Origin of the sequence: Achromobacter sp. Marseille-Q4962, assembly GCF_943737005.1 — a bacterium.
In the GTDB taxonomy this organism is placed as follows: Bacteria; Pseudomonadota; Gammaproteobacteria; order Burkholderiales; family Burkholderiaceae_B; genus Achromobacter.
This window is the reverse complement of sequence record NZ_CALSFU010000009.1, coordinates 1-18,727: the sequence shown is the minus strand read 5'-3', so window position 1 is coordinate 18,727 and position 18,727 is coordinate 1. Positions and strand designations below refer to the sequence as shown.

The following is an 18,727-nucleotide window of genomic DNA, read 5'->3' as shown; positions in this document are numbered from 1 at the left end:
CTCTTTGCGGCAACCAGGCATTTTAGCCGGTCTTGAGGCTTATTTGCTGGGAGCCACGGCCACCCACTGGGTCTGGTCGCCGCGGCGCACCAGCAGGCCCACGGAACGGCTCTTGTCCAGCTTGGCCACCAGCTCCGCGAACTGCCTGGCGCTCGTCACGTCGCTGTCGTTGACCGCCAGCACGATGTCCCCTTCCTGCAGGCCCGCCTTGGCGGCCGCGCCCTCGGCGGCCTTCACCTGCACGCCGCCCTTGATGCGCAGCTTGCGCTGCACGTCGGCGGGCACGTCCGACACGGCAAGGCCCAGCGCGTTGGTGGCCGCGAGCGCCGGCCCGGCGTCCGGCTTGCCCGCGCCGGCGGCCTTTTCGGTGGGAATCTCGCCGACCTTGACGGTCAGGGTCACGGTCTTGCCCTTGCGCCAGACTTCCATGGTGGCGCGGGTGCCCGGCTTGGTTTCGCCCACGATGCGCGGCAGATCGGACCAGCGCTTGATGGTTTCGCCGTTGAACTTCAGGATCACGTCGCCCGGCTGCACCCCGGCCTCGTCGGCGGGGCCGTCCTGCTCGACGCTGCTCACCAGCGCGCCCTCGGCCTTGGGCAGGCCGATGGCGTCGGCCACTTCCTTGCCCACTTCGCCGATCTGCACGCCGACTCGGCCGCGCGTGACCTTGCCGGTGGTGCGCAGCTGCTCGACCACGCGCATGGCCTCGTCGATGGGAATGGCCAGCGAAATGCCCATGAAGCCGCCGCTGCGCGAAATGATCTGCGAATTGATGCCCACCACGTCGCCGTCCAGGTCGATCAGCGGGCCGCCGGAATTGCCCGGGTTGACGGCCACGTCGGTCTGGATGAACGGCAGGTATTCGCCGGTGTCGCGGCCGATGGCGCTGACGATGCCGGCGGTCACGGTGGAATCCAGCCCGAACGGCGAGCCGATGGCCAGTACCCACTGGCCCTTCTTGAGGGTCTTGGGGTCGCCGATGACCAGCGGCGTCATGCCCTTGGCGTCGATCTTGATGAGGGCCACGTCGGTGCGCTCGTCGGTGCCGATGACCTTGGCCTTGAATTCCCGGCCGTCGGTCAGCGTGACGTAGATGTCGGTGGCGTCGCTCACCACGTGGTTGTTGGTGAGGATGTAGCCGTCATCGGAGATGAAAAAGCCGGAACCCACGCCGCGCGGCACCGTGCGCTCCTCGGGCTGCGGCTGCGGACGCTGGCGCGGCGAGGGGATCTGCGGCATGCCGGGCGGCTGGAAGTCGGGCCCGAAGAACCAGCGGAACAGCTCGTAGGGATCGCTTCCGCTCGTGGGGCCGCGCACCGGCACGGTGGCCGTGGTGCGGATGTTGACCACGGCCGGCTCGGTTTTCTCCACGACGGCCGTGAAATCGGGCAGGCTCACCAGGGGAGCCGCGCTCGCGGGAGCCGCGGCCGACAACAGCATGCCCGCCGCGGCCAGCGCCGCCAGCGCGCGCCGGAAACCCAGGTTCGACACCGTCAGAAATTTCATAGATGAACACTCCGCAATTGCTGCCTGCCAGTACAGGACTGGTCTTATTTGACTCCGGCCGCCGGCGCCTGCGCCGCGGGCACGTATTCCGTCGATTCCGCGAGCTGCTCCAGCGTGGCCACGGGCACCTCGCCCACGGCGGTCAGCCAGAAATCCGCGATGCGGGTAGCGTAGACCGTGAGCGCGCCGCGTTGCAACGCGCCGGCCGGCGGATGATGCCCGCGCTGGTTGTCATAAGGCTCGATGAAAACCGAAATGGCGGCCAGCCCGTCGGACAGCACCATCTGGTTGACCGGCGCGCCGTGCCCCATGGTGCGCGAAACCTGCATGACCACGCTGAACCCCTTGGGCGCGTGGATGCGCCAGCCCAGCGCGGAGAGATCGACCGGCGTCATGGACGATTCCATGACCTTCCAGTCGCGGGTGCTCCAGCGGGAGGCCAGGTCCTGGGGATCGACCTCGGAGCCCAGCCTGAGGGAGGTGAAGGACACCTGCTCCACCACGCCCTTGGCCGCGTTGAGCGTCTGGGCCTTCAGGAGCAGGCTGGTATCGACGTCGGCGCACAGCCGGTAGCCATAGCGCAGCTTGTCGCGCGGCTCGATGGTGATGAGGCGGCACTGCCGGCCCGCCACGCGGTGCAGCGTCTTTTCGGCGCGAATGTCGTACTGCTCGGACAGGCGGGCGGGGTCGCCCAGCAGCAGGCCGGGGAAGCGGTCGCCGCGCCGGCGCTCCAGCAGCACCGTCTTGTGGTCGGGCACCAGGCATTGGACGTCTTCGTTGTGCCGCAGGTATTCGCGCGGCTGGCCGTCCAGGATCTCCAGGCGCTCGCGCTCGCCCGTGCCGTCCACCACGTGGACCAGGCGGGAAGACTGGATGAATTCGCCCTGCTGGTACATGAACACGCCGGAATAGTCTTTCTGGCGCGCGGCGTCCTGGATGCGGGACAGCAGTTGCGCCATGTCCTCGGCAGGCGCGGCGCCGCCCGGCGGCGCGGCGAGCGCGCTGGCGTGCGCGGCGAAGAAGGAGAGGAGGAGCAGCGAGGCGGCGAACCAGCCGGCGCGGTGGACATGCCCGGAGTCGGAGCGTCCGGCCGGCAGCCAGCGGATCGGAAGCCTGCGGGCCATCAACGCCCCGTCCTCGTTTCAAAGGAAACCTGGCGCACCGCGCTGGGGCCGGCCATCTGCCGGTGGGCTTCGAGGTAGTCGCGCAGGCCGGCGTCATCGGCCGCCTGAGCGCCGAGGGACGGATTGCCGCCCGCATCGGCCAGCACCCGGGTTTCCGGACCGGAGCCCGCGAGATAGGGCTGGGCCACCCAGGCCACGGTGGCCACCGCGGCGGCCACCGCCAGGCCGGACAGGCCCAGGCGCAGCGGCGACCGGCGCCGCGGCGCCGCCACGATGGGCAGCTCGGCGTCCAGGGCGCGCGCCAGGCGCGCCTGGAAGTCCGCGCTGGGCGTCAGCGCCAGGTCGGCGTTGCGCAGGGAATCGCCTATCAGGTGATAGGTGTCCCAGGTCTGCCGTCCCTCTTTGGACAACAGGCCGGGAAAAATATCGTCGGACTCTTCTTCCCCATCCATCCAGGCGGAAAGCGACTCTTCCCAGGAGGTCGGGTCGGTCTCGACGGACTTGGCTGCTGTTTGCATGACTGCCACTCCTTACCAGCGACGCTCGGCATCGGTGTCCAGCAACGGACGCAGACGGGTGGCGATGGCTTCGCGCGCACGAAAAATGCGGGAGCGCACCGTACCTATCGGGCAATCCATGCTCTGGGCGATGTCTTCGTAACTCATACCTTCGATTTCACGCAGGACGATTGCTGTGCGCAATTCCTCGGGCAGCTCCGCGATGGCGGCATTCACCGTTTCGGCGATCTCGCGGCTGGCCATCATGGACTCCGGCGTGCTTATGTCGGTTAGGTTGTCCGTTTCGTTAAAAGTTTCACCGTCTTCCGTTTCTATTGCATTGGGCGCGCTGGGGCGCCGCCCCTGGGAGGCGAGCCAGTTGCGGGCGGTGTTGATGGCGATGCGGTAGAGCCAGGTGTAGAAGGCGCTGTCGCCCCGGAACTGGGGCAGCGCCCGGTACGCCTTGATGAAGGCCTCCTGGGCCACGTCCTCGATTTCCGCGGGATCGCGGATCATGCGCGCCAGCAGGCGGAGGATCTTGCGCTGGTACTTGAGCACCAGCAGGTCGAAGGCCTTCTTGTCGCCGCGCTGGACGCGCTCGACGAGTTCGGCGTCGACTTCGCGCTCGCTCATGAGGCCTCCCGCAGGCGGACCGCAGGCGCGTGCCGGCGCGACGCCGCGGCCAGCAGGCGCAGGCGGCGCCAGGCTTCAGGCCGCAAGGCATGGCGCCAGACGGTGAAAGTGACGATGGTGGTCTCGAAGGCTGCGCTCCCGGCGGGCAGAACCCGCATGGTCAGTGTCAGCCAGGCCGGTCCGGCATGCTGCTCCAGGAGGACGGCGTCCCGCCAGCGTCGGGACAGGCGGACTTGCCAGGGCCCGGCGCCGGTGGAGGGACGCAGCGCGGATACCGGGGACGGGCTGCTGCCGGTCAAGTGTAACAGGCCCGCGGCCAGCGCCGGCAGGGCCAGCCAGGCCAGCGTCGTCCCGCCCGCACCCGCGAACAAGGCGGCCTGCGCCACGCAGGCGACGGCCACGCAAAGCGCGCCGCCCGACAGGGCCTTCAGGCCGCCGGGCCTGCCCATGGCCACGAGGCCGGTCCGGCGTTCTCCGGAGGAGCCGGCCAAATCAGACCCGGCGAACGGCCATCGAGCCGTTGGTGCCGCCAAAACCGAAGGAGTTGGACAGACCCACGTCGATCTTCATCGGACGCGCCTCGTTGGCGCAATAGTCCAGGTCGCATTCCGGATCCTGGTTGAAGATGTTGATCGTCGGGGGCGAAACCTGGTGATGCACGGCCAGGGTGGTGAACACGGCCTCGATGCCGCCGGCTGCGCCCAGCAGGTGGCCGGTCATGGATTTGGTGGAATTCACCACCAGCTTCCTGGCGTGGTCGCCGAAGGCGAGCTTCAGGGCGTCGGTTTCGTTCTTGTCGCCCAGCGGCGTGGAGGTGCCGTGCGCGTTGACGTACTGCACGTCGTCGGGGTTGATGCCGCCGTTGCGCAGCGCGTTGATGATGCCGCGGCGCGGGCCGTCCTTGTCGGGAGCCGTGATGTGGTGGGCGTCCGAACTCATGCCGTAGCCGGCGAATTCGCCGTAGATGCGGGCGCCGCGCTTCTTGGCGTGCTCGTATTCCTCGAGCACCAGCACGCCCGCGCCTTCGCCCAGCACGAAGCCGTCGCGGTCGCGGTCCCAGGGACGGGAGGCGGTCTGCGGATCGTCGTTGCGGGTGGACAGCGCGCGCATGGCGGCGAACCCGCCGATGCCCAGCGGAGAAACGGTGGATTCGGCGCCGCCGGCGATCATGACGTCGGCATCGCCGTACTCGATGAGGCGGGCGGCATCGCCGATGCAGTGCAGTCCCGTGGTGCAAGCCGACACCACCGCGTAGCTCGGCCCCTTCAGCCCGTACATGATGGACAGATGGCCGGAGATCAGGTTGATCAGCGAGCCCGGCACGAAGAACGGGGAAATGCGGCGCGGTCCCTTGGACAGGTATTCGATCTGGGTTTCCTCGATGCGCGGCAGGCCGCCGATGCCGGAGCCCACGATCACGCCGATGCGGTCGGCGTTCGTTTCGGTGACTTCCAGGCCGGCATCGCGCCACGCCTGCATGCCGGCAGCCATGCCGTAATGGATGAAGGTATCCATCTGGCGGGCTTCCTTGGCGGGAAGATAGGCGGTGACGTCGAAATCCTTGACTTCGCCGGCGATGTGCGTGGTGAGGGCCGAGGGATCGAAACGGGTGATGCGGCTGACGCCAGAACGTCCGTTGACGATATTGTCCCAGGCGGTGGCAATGTCATTTCCCACGGGGGAAACGATGCCCAGGCCGGTGATGACGACTCGTCGCTTCACGGATGACTCCTCAAACTGACAAAAGAAAGGCGGTTTTCGGGAGGCGTTGCACGCGCGGCGCGCCAATGTGCGGGCCGGGCCTCAAAGCGCCCTGACCCGCGCGAGCCGCACGGCAAACTCCTGAAACCGCCCCGAGCCCCGGCGGCTTCCGATGGTTGCGATCGGAAACCCGGGTGAATACAGGCTGACTGCGTACAGGCTTACTGCTTGCCGTGCGAATTGATGTAGTCAATCGCTTGTTGCACGGTCGTGATCTTTTCGGCCTCTTCGTCGGGGATCTCGGTCTCGAATTCGTCTTCGAGCGCCATGACCAGTTCGACCATGTCGAGCGAATCGGCACCGAGGTCGTCAAGGAAGGAGGACTCGTTCTTGATCTCGGCTTCGTTCACGCCAAGTTGTTCAGCGACGATCTTCTTGACGCGCTGTTCGATGCTTTCCATGCAGATCTCCAAATGGGAAAAATCCCGCGAATTATAGCCAAGCGCAGAGGAATGCGACGCCTGGCCTGACAAAAATAACACCGCCTGACCGCTCCCGCGCCGGCTGGCGCCGGAGCGCCGCAATGCGGCGCTTCGTTGTGACACGCGCGGAAAGCCAGGCATTCCGCGCGGATCGTGACTTATTGCATGTACATGCCGCCGTTGACGTGCAGCGTCGTGCCGGTAATGTAACCCGCCTGGGGACTGGACAAAAAGGCCACCGCATGGGCGATGTCGGCCGGCGAGCCCAGGCGGCCCAGCGGAATCTGCTGGAGCAGGGCCGCCGTCTGGTTCTCGCCCAGGGCGCGGGTCATGTCGGTATCGATGAAGCCGGGCGCCACGCAGTTCACCGTGATGTTGCGGCTGCCCAGCTCGCGGGCCAGGGCGCGCGACATGCCCGCCACGCCCGCCTTGGCGGCGGCATAGTTGGCCTGACCCGCGTTGCCCGACGCGCCCACCACCGAGGTGACGTTGATGATGCGGCCCCAGCGCGCCTTCATCATGCTGCGCAGCACGGCGCGCGACAGGCGGAAAACCGACGCCAGGTTGGTGTCGATCACGGCCGACCAGTCTTCGTCCTTCATGCGCATGGCCAGCGTATCGCGGGTGATGCCGGCATTGTTGACGAGAATGTGCGGACCGCCCTCCTTGCCCAGCGCCTCGACGAGCGCGTCGCAAGCCTGGGCATCGGTCACGTCCAGCACCACGCCGCGGCCGCCGTGCGGCGCCAGCGCCTCGGTGATGGCGGCGGCGCCGGCCTCGGACGTGGCGGTGCCCACGACCGTGGCGCCGCGCGCCGCCAGCTCTTCGGCGATGGCGCGGCCGATGCCGCGCGTGGCGCCCGTCACGAGGGCGATCTTGCCCTGCAGTTCCTTCGAGGTGTTGTCCATGGTGTCAGTTTCCATTGACCGCGGCCAGCGCCGCTTCCAGCGAAGCCGGATCGGTGATGGCCAGCCCGGTGAGTTCCGGATCGATACGCTTGGTGAGGCCGGCCAGCACCTTGCCGGGGCCGCATTCGATGACGTGCGTGACCCCCTGCGCCTTCATGGCGCGCAGGGTTTCCACCCAGCGCACCGGATGCCAGGCCTGGCGCACCAGCGCGTCGCGGATGGCGCCGGGCTCAGACGGGGAAGCCACGTCCACGTTGTTGATGACCTGCACCCGGGGCGCGGCCACCTGGACCTGCGCCAGCGCCTTGGCCAGCACCTCGGCCGCGGGCTTGAGCAGGCTGGAGTGGAACGGGGCCGAAACCGGCAGCAGCAGCGCGCGCTTGGCGCCCGCGGCCTTGGCCTGCTCGCAGGCGCGTTCGACGGCCGCCTTGTGCCCGGCGATGACGACCTGGGCGGGCGCGTTGAAATTCACGGCCTCGACGACTTCGCCCTGGGCGGCGGCCGCACAGGCGGCGCGCACGGCGTCGTCGTCCAGGCCCAGGATGGCCGCCATGGCGCCCGTGCCCACCGGCACCGCGGCCTGCATGGCATCGGCGCGCACGCGCACCAGGCGCACTGCGTCTTCGAGCGACAGCGAGCCCGCGGCGGTGAGCGCGGCGTACTCGCCCAGGCTGTGGCCCGCGACCACGTCGGGCTCGCGTCCGCCGGCCGCGCGCCAGGCGGCGTAGAAAGCCGCGCCGGCGGTCAGCATGACGGGCTGCGTGTTGGTGGTCAGGTTCAGTTCTTCGGCCGGGCCTTGCGCGATGAGGGCGCCCAGGTCCTGTCCCAGCGCCTGCGAGGCGCGGGCCACGGTATCGGCAACCGGCTGCACGCCGCTCCAGGCATCCAGCATGCCGACCGACTGCGAGCCCTGGCCCGGAAAGACAAATGCGATTTTCATGATTGACCGTGTAGTGATTTTGGATCTTTAAGGATTGTCAGGCGCGGCCACCTGGCAAACACGGCGCGGCGGCCGCCCTGCCTTTCGGCGGCTACATGCGCGCCAGCACGGAACCCCAGGTGAAACCGCCGCCCACGCCCTGCATCAGCACGAGCTGGCCGCGCTTGACCCGACCGTCGCGGCGCGCCACGTCCAGGGCCAGGGGCACGCTGGCCGCCGACGTGTTGGCATGGCTGTCCACGGTGATGACCACCTTGTCCGTGGACACGCCCAGCTTGCGCGCCAGGAAATTCAGGATGCGCACGTTGGCCTGGTGCGGGATCAGCCAGTCCACGTCGTCGATCTGCACGCCGGCCTCGGCGCAGGTGTCGCGCGCGGAACGGTCGAGCACGGTGACGGCCTGCTTGAAGACGGCCTGGCCGTCCATGCGCAGGAAGGGATCGCCGGTGACGTCGCCGTAGGCCACGTTGCCCGCCGCGCTCAGGATGCGGGTCTGGCTGCCGTCGGCGTGCAGTTGCGCGGCCATGATGCCCGGCTCGTCGGCGGCCTTGAGCACCACGGCGCCCGCGCCGTCGCCGAACAGCACGCAGGTGCTGCGGTCGTTCCAGTCGAGGATGCGGGAGAACACTTCGGCGCCGATGACCAGGGCGCGGCGCGCGCGCCCGGCGCGGATGAAGCTGTCGGCCGTGGTGAGGGCGTACACGAAGCCGCTGCACACGGCCTGCACGTCGAACGCCGCCGAACCCTTGGCGCCCAGGTTGGCCTGGACCAGGCAGGCCGTGCTCGGGAATACGTAGTCGGGGGTGGAGGTCGCCAGCACGATGAGGTCGAGCTCGGATGCGTCCACCCCGGCGTCGGCCAGCGCGCGGCGCGCGGCCTCGGTGGCGAGCTGGCTGGTGGTGACGCCGCGCTCGGCGAGGTGGCGCTGCCGGATGCCCGTGCGCTCGACGATCCATTCGTCGGAGGTGGCGATGTTCCGCGTTGCCAGTTCCGCGGCAAGCTGGTCGTTCGAAACCACGCGTTCCGGCAGGAAGCTGCCGGTGCCCGCGATTACGGAGTATTTCATTGCGGTATCCATCAAGCGGTGTCTCCAGCCACGTTCCCCGCGGGCGGCGCCACGCCCTCTCCCGATTGAACGCGCTTGGTAATCTGCGCGACCGTCTGCGCGGTGCGCTCCAGCAGTTTACTCACTACGGCCTCGCGGGCGCGCTGCAAGGCGAAACCGAACGCGTAGGCGTCGGCCGAGCCGTGGCTCTTGATGACCACGCCGCGCAGGCCGAGCAGCGCCGCCCCGTTGTAGCGACGGTTGTCCACGCGCTCGCGCAGGCGGTTGAGCACGGGCTTGGCGACGGCCCCGGCAAGCAACGTGATCAGGTTGCGCTTGAATTCTTCGCGGATGACGCTGGACAGCATCTTGGCCAGCCCTTCGACGGACTTGAGCACCACGTTGCCGACGAAGCCGTCGCAGACGACCACGTCCACCGTGCCCTTGAAGATGTCGTTGCCTTCCACGTTGCCGTAGAAATTGAGCGGACTGGCCCGCAGAAGCTCGGCGGCTTCCTTCACGACCTCGTTGCCCTTGATGATTTCTTCGCCGATGTTGAGCAGGCCGACCGACGGGTTCTCGCGATGGTCGACGGCCTGGGCCAGCGCGGCGCCCATGATGGCGAATTGCAGCAGATGCTCGGCGCTGCAATCGACGTTGGCGCCCAGGTCCAGCACCGTGGTGGCGCGGCCGGTCTGGTTGGGAATCGAGGTGGCGATCGCGGGACGGTCTATGCCCTCCAGCGTCTTGAGGACGTAGCGGGAAATAGCCATCCAGGCGCCGGTGTTGCCCGCGGAGACGCAGGCATCGGCGCGCCCGTCCTTGACGGACTGGGCGGCCAGGCGCATGGAGGAATCTTTTTTGCGGCGCAGGGCGACCTCGACGGGGTCGTCCATGGCGACGACCTCCGTGGCCGGCACGATTTCAAGGCGATCGCGGTCCACGCCGCGGTGCTCGGAGAGCGCCGCTTCGATGGCGTCGGGAAGCCCGACCAGCAATAGCCGGGTATCCGGAAATTGCCGGGCGAACTCGATCGCAGCCGGAATCGTGACGGGCAGGCCGAAGTCGCCGCCCATGCAGTCTATGGCGATGCGTATCACGGGAGCCAGGTATCAGCGCTCAGCCGAAATGGTCCGGGTACGAGTCCGGCCCGGGGGCCTTATTCGTCAGCCTTGGTCTTCAGGACCTTGCGGCCGCGGTAGAAGCCGTTGGGGCTGATGTGGTGACGCAGGTGCGTTTCACCCGTGGTGGGCTCGATGGCGGTCGAGGGGTTCACCAGAAAATCGTGCGAGCGGTGCATGCCGCGCTTGGACGGGGACTTCTTGTTTTGTTGAACAGCCATGATGACTCCTAGAAACGGGGCGCATTGTACGCCAAGCGACCCGATGTTGATCTCAATCTTTGTGCTTCAGTTGTTCCAGCACCGCAAACGGCGACGGACGTTCGGCGGCCGGCTCCTGGGGAGCCCCGCCCTCGCTGGCCTGCGCGCCCGGGCATACATCATGCTTGGGCACGTAAGGAACGCTCAGGATGAGCTCGTCCTCGACCTGGGCCAGCAGGTCGAAATGACGCGATCCCACCACCTTTTCAGGCTGGCCGGACGCGAAATCCTGTTCTTCGGCGCCGTCGTCCTCGCCGGAAGCGAATTCGTCTTCCAGGTCGGCCTCCGACTTGACCAGCTGCAGCGTCACGCGGCTGTCCACCGGGTAGGTGAACAGCTCGTTGCAGCGCTGGCAGACCAGGACCGGATCGGCCTGGATGTGCAAATGCAGCAACGGCTCGCCTTGCAGCAGGCCGCTTTTCGCCTCCTCGCCGCGCACGCTCCAGCGCACGAGCCCCGCCTCGCCTTCCGGCTGCGCGGGCAGCCCCTCGGCAAAACGCAGCAGTCGCGCCAGAGGCACGACGCCGTGCGCTTCCCTGCCCTGGCGGGCAAAAGCAAAAGCGTCTATGCGAGTATCCATGCCCGAGCCCGGCGTTCCAGCGGTAAAAAGAAAAACGAAATCAAGGCCAAGCCGCGGCAGCAATCAAGGCCAGCCGCCAGATCCGGCAACAGATCCGTCCGGCTTGCGCCCCCGCCTGCGCCCCTCGCGCCACCGTGTCCACAGATGGTCGGCAGCCCTGCCGGCACCGACGGCCCAGGAGCCTGCCCTGCTTAAAACACGACGGCCGCGCCGCGGCAAAAAGCGTCGCGGCAAACCCAGGGCAAAGCAAATTTGCCGCAAAACGTTAGATAATACTGTGACTTACGCAACATCGTCAAATATCGCATGCCCCAGAACACGCCCCGCCTGATCCTCGCCTCGAGCTCGCGCTACCGCAGGGAACTGCTCGCGCGCCTGCGCCTGCCCTTCGAGGCCATTTCTCCCGATGTCGACGAAACGCCTCGGCCGGGCGAAGCGCCCGAAGCGCTGGCGCTGCGGCTGTCGGTGGCCAAGGCCATGGCCGTCGCGGCCACGCGCCCCGGCCGCATCGTGATCGGCTCCGACCAGGTGGCCACGATGGATGGCCGGCTCATCGGCAAGCCCGGAGATTTCGCCCGCGCGCAGGCTCAGCTGCGGGCGCTGTCCGGCCAGACGGTGGAATTCCACAGCGCGCTGGCCGTGACGGACGGCCAGCGGGTGGAAAAGGCCGACGTGGTGACGCGCTGCCGTTTCCGCACGCTCTCGGCCCAGGCCATAGACACCTATCTGCGGGCCGAAGAGCCCTACGATACCGCAGGCAGCGCCAAGGCGGAAAGCCTGGGCATCGCGCTGATGGAAAGCATCCAGAGCGACGATCCCACCGCCATCATCGGCCTGCCCCTCATCGCGCTCACCCGCATGCTGGCGGGGTTCGGGCTCGACCCGCTGGAAGCGCCGGGAGCCGGCGCATGAGCGGCGCGCTGCACCTGATTCCCGTCGGCCTGGGCGATGCCCCCATCGAGCGCTGGCTGCCCGCCGAAACGCGGGCGCTGGCCGGCCGGCTCGACACCTATATCGCCGAAAACGCCAAGACGGCGCGCGCCTTCCTGAAGCTGGCGGGCACGACGCGCCCCCTGCAGGAAATCGCCATCCACACGCTGGACGACAAGACCGACGCGCGGCAGATCCAGTCCTGGCTGGAGCCGCTGCGCCAGGGCGCGGAAATCGGGCTGGTTTCGGAGGCCGGCTGCCCCGCCGTGGCCGACCCCGGCGCCAGGGTCGTGGAAGCCGCGCACCGCATGGGGCTGACCGTGCGTCCCTGGGTGGGGCCCTCGTCCATCCTGCTCGGGCTGATGGCCAGCGGCCTGGACGGCCAGCGCTTTGCCTTCCACGGCTACGCGCCGGTGGACGCGGGCGAGCGCGCGCGGCAGCTGCGCGCCTGGGAGCAACTGTCCGCCCGACAGAACCAGACCCAGCTGCTCATCGAAACGCCCTACCGCAACGCGGCCATGTTCTCCACCCTGCTTTCGGCGCTGCGGGGCGACACGCGGCTATGCGTGGCGCGCGCGCTCACCACGCCGGACGAATGGATCGCCACGCATACGGTGGCGGAATGGAAGCAGCGCCCGCCCCCGGCGCTGGACAAGATGCCCACCCTGTTCCTGTTCCTGGCGCGCTGAGCCATGCCGCGATATGTCCTGATCGCGCTGGCCGCGGCCTTGCTGGCGGGCTGCGCCCACCGCGGGCCGCCCGGGCTGGACGTGGACACGTCCGTAACGGCGGTCAGCCAGGGCAGCCGCGTGCGCAGCATCGTGCTGCACTACACCACGCTCGACGACGTACATTCGCTGGAAGAACTCTCGCGCGGCAAGGTCAGCGCGCACTACCTCATCCAGGAAAACGGCAAGACCTGGCAGCTGGTGGACGAGAACCGCGCCGCCTGGCATGCGGGAGCCAGCGCCTGGCAGGGCATCACGGCCATGAACAGCACGTCCATCGGCATCGAATTGGTGAATCCGGGCTGGACGCCGGGGCCGGACGGCGTTGCCGTCTGGCGCCCCTACGATCCGCGGCAACTGCGCTCGCTCGTCCTGCTGGCGCGCGATATCGCCCAGCGCCACGGCATCGCCCCCGAGAACATCGTGGGCCACAGCGACATCGCACCGCAGCGCAAGGTGGACCCGGGCCCGCTATTCCCCTGGAAGTGGCTGGCCAGCCAGGGCATAGGACGCTGGTACGACGAGGCCGCCGCCGCCGCCCACCTGGCGCGGCTGCAGCAGGAGCCGCTGCCCGGCATCGCATGGTTCCAGGCCCAGTTGCAGCGCCTGGGCTACGCCGCGCCCCAGACAGGCCAGGCCGACCGCGAAACGAGCAACGTGCTGGCGGCGTTCCAGATGCACTACCGGCCCTCGCGGCACGACGGACAGCCCGACGCCGAAACCGCGGCCATCATGCTCGCCCTGCCCTGACCCGGGCCCATTGCGTCAGCGCCGGGCGCGGCCGCGCAGCCATGCGGCCACCCGGTATCCCAGCAACAGCGCGAGCACCGCGCCGTACAGCGCGGGCTGGGTGAAATCGTTCTTGCCCGCCTTGTGCCACCAGTAGTGCAGGATGGCGAGTAGCCCGATCAGGTAGACCGCCCGATGCAGCGCCTGCCAGCGCCGACCCATGCGCCGCATGGCCCATTGCGTGGAGGTGGCGGCCAGGGCGCACATGAGCACAAAGGCGGAAAACCCGGCCAGGATGAAAGGCCGCTCGCCCAGATCCCGCAGCATGGAGGCGGGATCCAGGCCGCGGTCCCACCAGACCCAGGCAAGAAAATGCAGGGCGCCGTAGAAAAAGGCGTACAGGCCGCACATGCGCCGCACCCGCACCAGCGCCGGCTGGCCGGCGAGGCGGCGCAGCGGGGTGATGGCCAGGGTGGCCAGCAGGCAGACCAGGGTCCAGGTGCCGGACGAGCGCGTCAGGAACTCCACCGGGTTGGCGGTCAGGCCGTCGTGCAGCCCCAGCCACACCCAGCGCAGCAGCGGCGCCAGCCCGAGCAGGAACAGCACGGGCTTGAACCGGCCCACCGCCCGGGCGGACCACTGCGCGCCGCGCGCGGCGGCAGGAGCGGCATCAGGCATGGGCGCTCAGTAATTGGCCTTCAGGTCCATGCCCTGGTAGAGCGACGCGACCTGCTCGCCATAGCCGTTGAACATCAGGGTCTTGCGCTTGGGGGCGAAGAAGCCGTCTTCGCCGATGCGCCGCTCGGTGGCCTGGCTCCAGCGCGGATGCGGCACGTTGGGGTTCACGTTGGCGTAGAAGCCGTATTCCTGCTGGGCGGCCTTGGTCCATGACGACACGGGCTGCTGCTCCACGAGCCGGATCCGGACCAGCGACTTGGCCGACTTGAAGCCGTACTTCCAGGGCACGGCCAGGCGCAGGGGCGCGCCGTTCTGGTTGGGCAGCACCTTGCCATACACGCCGAACACCAGCATGGTCAGCGGATGCATGGCCTCGTCCATGCGCAGGCCCTCGACGTAGGGCCAGTCCAGCACCCCGCTGCGCACGCCCGGCATGTTCTCGTGCTGCACGACGGTGGTGAATTCCACGAACCTGGCGTTGGCCGTGGGCTCGACCTGCTTGAGCAGGTTGGCCAGGGAGTAGCCCACCCAGGGAATCACCATGGACCAGCCTTCCACGCAGCGCAGCCGGTACACCCGCTCTTCCATGGGCGCCAGCGCGAGCAGGTCTTCGATACCGTAGGTGCGCGGCCGGGCGGCCTCGCCTTCCACGCTCACCGTCCACGGACGCGTCTGCAACCTGCCGGCATGCTCGGCCGGATCGCTCTTGTCGAGGCCGAATTCGTAGTAGTTGTTGTAGGAAGTGACATCCTTGAAGGGAGTCGGCTTGTCCAGCACGCTGAGCCCGGCGTTGGGCTTGCCCGGCAAAGCCCCCGGCCCGGCCGCCCGGGCCGGGCGCGGCAGCCAGGCGGGCAGCGCCAGGGCGGTTGCGGCGGCGCCGCCGCGCAGCATGAGTTCCCGGCGCGCCCGCCAGACGGGCTCGGGCGTGATCTCGGAAGGCGGGATATCGGCGGGTCGGCGTATCAGCATCGGGGGCTCCCGTAAGGCGGCCGGCGCCGGGCAGCGGCGCGCGCCCGATTCCGTCCGCCGGTGATCTCGTCCTGCCGCGCGCGAGCGCGCCGCAGGCCATGCAGTAATAGACCGCGGGCGGACGCCGGCGTTCCGCGCCGCCCGGGCCCGCTACGCGGCGCCGTCCAGGCGCCGGTGGATCCACTCGTGCAGCAGCGGCACGCTGTCCAGCACGGCCTGCGGCGAACATCCCTGAAGCTCCTTCAGGGTGTGGGCGCCATAGGTGACACCCAGGCCGTGCACGCCGGCGTTGCAGGCCATCTGCAGGTCGTGGGAGGTGTCGCCCACCATGACCACCCGTGCGGGGTCCACGTCCAGTTCGTCCATCAGTTCGTGCAACATGGCCGGATGCGGCTTGCTGAAGGTTTCGTCGGCCGTGCGGGTGGCGTCGAACATCGGCCCCAGCCCGGTGGCGGCCAGCGCCCGGGCAAGCCCCACCCGGCTCTTGCCCGTGGCCACGGCCAGCCGCACGTCGCGCTCGGCCAGCGAGGCCAGCAGCTCGCGCACGCCGTCGAAAAGCCGAAGCTCGGGATCGCGCAGCAGGTAGTGGATGCGGTAGCGCTCCAGGAAACGGGGCATCATGGCCGGCGTCAGCTCGGGCACGGCCTTGCGCAGGGCGCTTTCGAGCGACAGGCCGATCACCCAACTGGCCGAGGAAGCCGAAGGCACGGGCAGGTCCAGGTCGCGGCAGGCGCCCTGGATGGCGGCCACGATGCTGTGCGTGGAATCCATCAGGGTGCCGTCCCAGTCGAATACGACCAACGAATACATATCAGGCCGACTCCAGTTGTTTCAGCAGTTTCAGGCAGGCCGGAGGCAGTTCGGCCCGCAATTCCAGCATGTCGCCGGTGAGGGGATGCGGCAGCGTCAGCGTGTGCGCGTGCAGGAACATGCGGTTGAACCCCCGGCGGGCGAAGTCGGCGCGCACCTCGTCGTGCCCGTATTTGTCGTCGCCCACGATGGGATGGCCGCTGGCCGCCAGGTGCACCCGGATCTGGTGCGTGCGCCCGGTGCGCAGCTCGGCGTCCACCAGGCTGTAGCTGCCGTAGCGTTTGCGCAAGGTGACGATGGTGTGCGCCTTCTGGCCCTGCGCGTCCACCTTGACGCGCCGCTCGCCCGACTGGGTGGTCCATTTGGTCAGGCCCAGGCGGATATGCTGGCGGTCGTTGACCCAGTCGCCCTCGACCAGGGCCAGGTAGTGCTTGCCGCCCTTGCCCTCGCGCAGCATGGCGTGCAGGGCGAGCAGCGCGCTGCGCTTCTTGGCCACCATGAGCAGGCCGGACGTTTCGCGGTCGAGCCGGTGCACGAGCTCCAGGAAGCGGGCCTGCGGGCGCGCCGCGCGCAATTGCTCGATGACGCCGAACGACACCCCGCTGCCGCCGTGCACCGCCACGCCGGCAGGCTTGTCGATGACCAGGATGGCGTCGTCCTCGAAGACCACGGGGAACTCCGCGCCGGGCACGGGCCGCGGCTGGCCGGGATCCGGCAGGCGCAGCGGCGGGATGCGCACGGTGTCGCCCTCGGCGATGCGGTAGTCGGCCGAAGTCCGTCCCTTGTTTACGCGCACCTCGCCGCCCCGGATCGCCTTGTAGATGTGGGTCTTGGGCACGCCCTTGCACAGGCGCACCAGGAAATTGTCCAGGCGCTGCCCGGCCAGTTCGGCGGGCACCTGCACGAGGCGGACCGCCGGGGCGGCCGCTGAGGGGGAAGATTCTTTGCGCATTGCGGAAAGCGACATATAATCGGGACAGCCTGAAGGGGCTGAACCAGCCGCCTGGCGTAGAGATGCACAACACGCAACTCCGTCGAGCGCGCGCGGGCCGCCATTGTACTGCCTGCTCATTCAACCCCGGGGTCTCTTGGTCGCCGGCGCAACCGCGCTCCGCCGTACAGTGGTGTGGCATTCATTTTGCCCGCTGTCTCCGCGGATCCGTTGCCTGCCGCAAGCGGCTCTGAAGCACTGCAAGAATCGTCGCTTATTTGATTTAAAGCACCAGGTGCGCGTGGGCATCCATTCCCATCGCACCTGCCGTTCACAGCACATCCCGTCAAACCACAAACAGTGAAGCTGACCCCCCTGCTGACAGAACCCCGTGCCACACGGCACGACGTGCCCGCCTGACCCGCGGCGGATACGCCTGGGCGCACGTCCCAGGTACGGTCCGCGCCCTTCTTGCCCGCTTCAGCCGCAGCCCGAGTGACCCGAGGTCACGCGCCGATATCGGCGCGTCATGACAACGGAGAACCTCTCTCATGAAGCGCATGCTGTTTAATGCGACGCACCAGGAAGAATTGCGCGTCGCTATCGTCGATGGGCAGAAGCTCATCGACCTCGACATCGAGACCGCCGGCCGCGAACAGCGCAAAGGCAATATCTACAAAGGTGTCATCACCCGGATCGAACCCGGCCTCGAAGCCTGCTTCGTCAACTACGGCGAAGACCGCCACGGCTTCCTGCCCTTCAAGGAAGTGGCGCGCAGCTACTTCAAGGAAGGCGTGGACGTCCGCAGCGCCCGCATCCAGGACGCACTGCGCGAGGGCCAGGAGCTGATCGTCCAGGTCGAGAAGGAAGAGCGCGGCAACAAGGGCGCCGCCCTCACCACCTTCATCTCCCTGGCGGGCCGCTACCTGGTCCTGATGCCCAACAACCCCCGCGGCGGCGGCGTGTCGCGCCGCGTGGAGGGCGAAGACCGCCAGGAACTGCGCGACACCATGGAGCAGCTCGACCTGCCCCAGGGCATGAGCATCATCGCCCGCACCGCCGGCATCGGCCGCAGCGTCGAAGAGCTCCAATGGGACCTGTCCTACCTGCTGCAGCTCTGGACGGCCATCGACGGCGCCGCCCGCGACAACGCCGCGCCCATCCTGATCTACCTCGAATCCAGCCTGGTCATCCGGGCCATCCGCGACTACTTCTCCCCGGAAATCGGTGAAATCCTCATCGATACCGACGAGATCGCCGACCAGGCCACCGCGTTCATGAGCGTGGTGATGCCCGACAACGTCCAGCGCGTGAAGCGCTACCGCGACGACATCCCTCTTTTCTCCCGCTTCCAGATCGAGCACCAGATCGAGACGGCCTACTCGCGCACCGTGCAGCTGCCGTCCGGCGGCGCCGTGGTCATCGACCACACCGAAGCGCTGGTGTCCGTGGACGTGAACTCGGCCCGCTCGACGCGCGGCGCCGACATCGAGGAAACCGCGCTGCGCACCAACCTGGAGGCCGCCGACGAAGTCGCCCGCCAGCTGCGCCTGCGCGACCTGGGCGGCCTGATCGTCATCGACTTCATCGACATGGAGGACAGCAAGAACCAGCGCGCCGTCGAACAGCGCCTGCGCGACGCCCTCCATTTCGACCGCGCCCGCGTCCAGATGGGCAAGATCTCGCGCTTCGGCCTGATGGAACTGTCGCGCCAGCGCCTGCGTCCCGCCCTGAACGAGGGCTCGCACATCACCTGCCCGCGCTGCAACGGCACCGGCGTGATCCGCGACGCGGAATCCAGCGCCCTGCACGTGCTGCGCCTGCTGCAGGAAGAGGCCATGAAGGAGAACACCGCGGCGGTCCACGCCCAGGTGCCCGTCGAAGTGGCCACTTACCTGCTGAACGAAAAGCGCGCCGACATCACCAAGATGGAAGCCCGCCTGAAGGTCAACCTAGTGCTCATCCCCAACAAGCACCTGGAAACCCCGCACCACCACATCGAGCGCCTGCGCCACGACGATCCGCGCCTCGAAGAGGTGAAGACCAGCTTCGAGCTGGCCGAAGCCCCCGCCACCGACGCCGCCTGGCAGCCGCGCGAACACGAGGTGAAGAGCCGTCCGGAGGCGCTGGTCAAGGGCATCACCCCGTCGCAACC

At 68.3% G+C, this 18,727-nt stretch carries 21 protein-coding genes; 4 read left to right on the top strand and 17 right to left on the bottom strand.

What is annotated here, in order from left to right:
• Nucleotides 1-39: 39 nt before the first annotated feature.
• The 13 genes from NGJ44_RS09490 to NGJ44_RS09430 form a co-directional block, all read right to left on the bottom strand.
• The gene (locus tag NGJ44_RS09490) at nt 40-1,506 is read right to left on the bottom strand and encodes a DegQ family serine endoprotease (RefSeq protein WP_053245478.1); all 1,467 of its coding nucleotides are present in this window, start codon (nt 1,504-1,506) and stop codon (nt 40-42) included.
• Nucleotides 1,507-1,550: 44 nt separating this feature from the next.
• Nucleotides 1,551-2,630, bottom strand: a complete 1,080-nt coding sequence (locus NGJ44_RS09485) for a MucB/RseB C-terminal domain-containing protein (protein ID WP_251863780.1) — start codon at nt 2,628-2,630, stop codon at nt 1,551-1,553.
• Nucleotides 2,630-3,148 carry a sigma-E factor negative regulatory protein gene (locus NGJ44_RS09480; RefSeq protein ID WP_053245479.1) on the bottom strand — a complete coding sequence of 173 codons (519 nt, stop codon included), beginning with the start codon at nt 3,146-3,148 and terminating at the stop codon, nt 2,630-2,632. The genes NGJ44_RS09485 and NGJ44_RS09480 overlap by 1 nt, the downstream gene beginning before the upstream one ends.
• A 12-nt stretch (nt 3,149-3,160) precedes the next feature.
• The gene (gene rpoE, locus NGJ44_RS09475; RefSeq protein WP_053245480.1) at nt 3,161-3,760 is read right to left on the bottom strand and encodes an RNA polymerase sigma factor RpoE; all 600 of its coding nucleotides are present in this window, start codon (nt 3,758-3,760) and stop codon (nt 3,161-3,163) included.
• Nucleotides 3,757-4,251 (bottom strand): hypothetical protein, encoded by a 495-nt coding sequence (locus tag NGJ44_RS09470; protein WP_251863779.1) that lies wholly within the window; start codon nt 4,249-4,251, stop codon nt 3,757-3,759. Before NGJ44_RS09470 ends, rpoE begins: the two co-directional genes overlap by 4 nt.
• A 1-nt stretch (nt 4,252) precedes the next feature.
• Nucleotides 4,253-5,482: a beta-ketoacyl-ACP synthase II gene (fabF, locus tag NGJ44_RS09465; RefSeq protein WP_053245481.1), complete on the bottom strand. Its 1,230-nt coding sequence runs from the start codon at nt 5,480-5,482 to the stop codon at nt 4,253-4,255.
• A 200-nt stretch (nt 5,483-5,682) separates the two neighbouring features.
• Complete coding sequence (gene acpP / locus NGJ44_RS09460) at nt 5,683-5,922, bottom strand: acyl carrier protein (protein WP_003813816.1); 240 nt, start codon at nt 5,920-5,922, stop codon at nt 5,683-5,685.
• 179 nt (nt 5,923-6,101) lie between these two features.
• A complete protein-coding gene (fabG, locus tag NGJ44_RS09455) occupies nt 6,102-6,851 on the bottom strand; it encodes a 3-oxoacyl-ACP reductase FabG (RefSeq protein WP_251863778.1) in 750 nt (249 codons plus the stop codon).
• A 4-nt stretch (nt 6,852-6,855) separates the two neighbouring features.
• Nucleotides 6,856-7,791 carry an ACP S-malonyltransferase gene (gene fabD, locus NGJ44_RS09450; RefSeq protein WP_251863777.1) on the bottom strand — a complete coding sequence of 312 codons (936 nt, stop codon included), beginning with the start codon at nt 7,789-7,791 and terminating at the stop codon, nt 6,856-6,858.
• Between the two features lie 91 nt (nt 7,792-7,882).
• Complete coding sequence (locus tag NGJ44_RS09445) at nt 7,883-8,869, bottom strand: beta-ketoacyl-ACP synthase III (protein ID WP_053246375.1); 987 nt, start codon at nt 8,867-8,869, stop codon at nt 7,883-7,885.
• Nucleotides 8,869-9,936, bottom strand: a complete 1,068-nt coding sequence (plsX, locus tag NGJ44_RS09440; RefSeq protein ID WP_053246376.1) for a phosphate acyltransferase PlsX — start codon at nt 9,934-9,936, stop codon at nt 8,869-8,871. The genes NGJ44_RS09445 and plsX overlap by 1 nt, the downstream gene beginning before the upstream one ends.
• 59 nt (nt 9,937-9,995) lie before the next feature.
• Nucleotides 9,996-10,178 (bottom strand): 50S ribosomal protein L32, encoded by a 183-nt coding sequence (gene rpmF, locus NGJ44_RS09435; protein ID WP_006389284.1) that lies wholly within the window; start codon nt 10,176-10,178, stop codon nt 9,996-9,998.
• A 52-nt stretch (nt 10,179-10,230) separates the two neighbouring features.
• Nucleotides 10,231-10,797 carry a YceD family protein gene (locus tag NGJ44_RS09430; RefSeq protein ID WP_053246377.1) on the bottom strand — a complete coding sequence of 189 codons (567 nt, stop codon included), beginning with the start codon at nt 10,795-10,797 and terminating at the stop codon, nt 10,231-10,233.
• A 306-nt stretch (nt 10,798-11,103) separates the two neighbouring features.
• Between NGJ44_RS09430 and NGJ44_RS09425 the strand changes: the two genes are divergently transcribed.
• Genes NGJ44_RS09425 through NGJ44_RS09415 form a run of 3 tightly spaced genes read left to right on the top strand, consistent with a single transcriptional unit; the run spans nt 11,104 to nt 13,205 of the window.
• Nucleotides 11,104-11,709 (top strand): Maf family nucleotide pyrophosphatase, encoded by a 606-nt coding sequence (locus tag NGJ44_RS09425; protein ID WP_251863776.1) that lies wholly within the window; start codon nt 11,104-11,106, stop codon nt 11,707-11,709.
• Nucleotides 11,706-12,416 (top strand): SAM-dependent methyltransferase, encoded by a 711-nt coding sequence (locus NGJ44_RS09420; RefSeq protein WP_053246379.1) that lies wholly within the window; start codon nt 11,706-11,708, stop codon nt 12,414-12,416. The genes NGJ44_RS09425 and NGJ44_RS09420 overlap by 4 nt, the downstream gene beginning before the upstream one ends.
• A 3-nt stretch (nt 12,417-12,419) precedes the next feature.
• Nucleotides 12,420-13,205: an N-acetylmuramoyl-L-alanine amidase gene (locus NGJ44_RS09415; protein WP_053246380.1), complete on the top strand. Its 786-nt coding sequence runs from the start codon at nt 12,420-12,422 to the stop codon at nt 13,203-13,205.
• 15 nt (nt 13,206-13,220) lie between these two features.
• Here the strand turns inward: NGJ44_RS09415 and msrQ are convergent, their stop codons facing one another.
• The 4 genes from msrQ to NGJ44_RS09395 form a co-directional block, all read right to left on the bottom strand.
• On the bottom strand, nt 13,221-13,862 hold the full coding sequence (gene msrQ, locus NGJ44_RS09410) for a protein-methionine-sulfoxide reductase heme-binding subunit MsrQ (protein ID WP_053246381.1): 642 nt from the start codon (nt 13,860-13,862) through the stop codon (nt 13,221-13,223).
• A gap of 6 nt (nt 13,863-13,868) precedes the next feature.
• Nucleotides 13,869-14,831: a protein-methionine-sulfoxide reductase catalytic subunit MsrP gene (gene msrP, locus NGJ44_RS09405; protein ID WP_251863775.1), complete on the bottom strand. Its 963-nt coding sequence runs from the start codon at nt 14,829-14,831 to the stop codon at nt 13,869-13,871.
• 150 nt (nt 14,832-14,981) lie between these two features.
• On the bottom strand, nt 14,982-15,641 hold the full coding sequence (locus tag NGJ44_RS09400; RefSeq protein ID WP_053246790.1) for an HAD family hydrolase: 660 nt from the start codon (nt 15,639-15,641) through the stop codon (nt 14,982-14,984).
• A 1-nt stretch (nt 15,642) separates the two neighbouring features.
• Nucleotides 15,643-16,608 carry an RluA family pseudouridine synthase gene (locus NGJ44_RS09395; protein ID WP_053246789.1) on the bottom strand — a complete coding sequence of 322 codons (966 nt, stop codon included), beginning with the start codon at nt 16,606-16,608 and terminating at the stop codon, nt 15,643-15,645.
• A 515-nt stretch (nt 16,609-17,123) separates the two neighbouring features.
• Here NGJ44_RS09395 and NGJ44_RS09390 point away from each other — a divergent pair.
• Nucleotides 17,124-18,727 (top strand): Rne/Rng family ribonuclease (locus NGJ44_RS09390; RefSeq protein ID WP_251863774.1); only part of this gene is annotated, 1,604 nt, incomplete at its 3' end.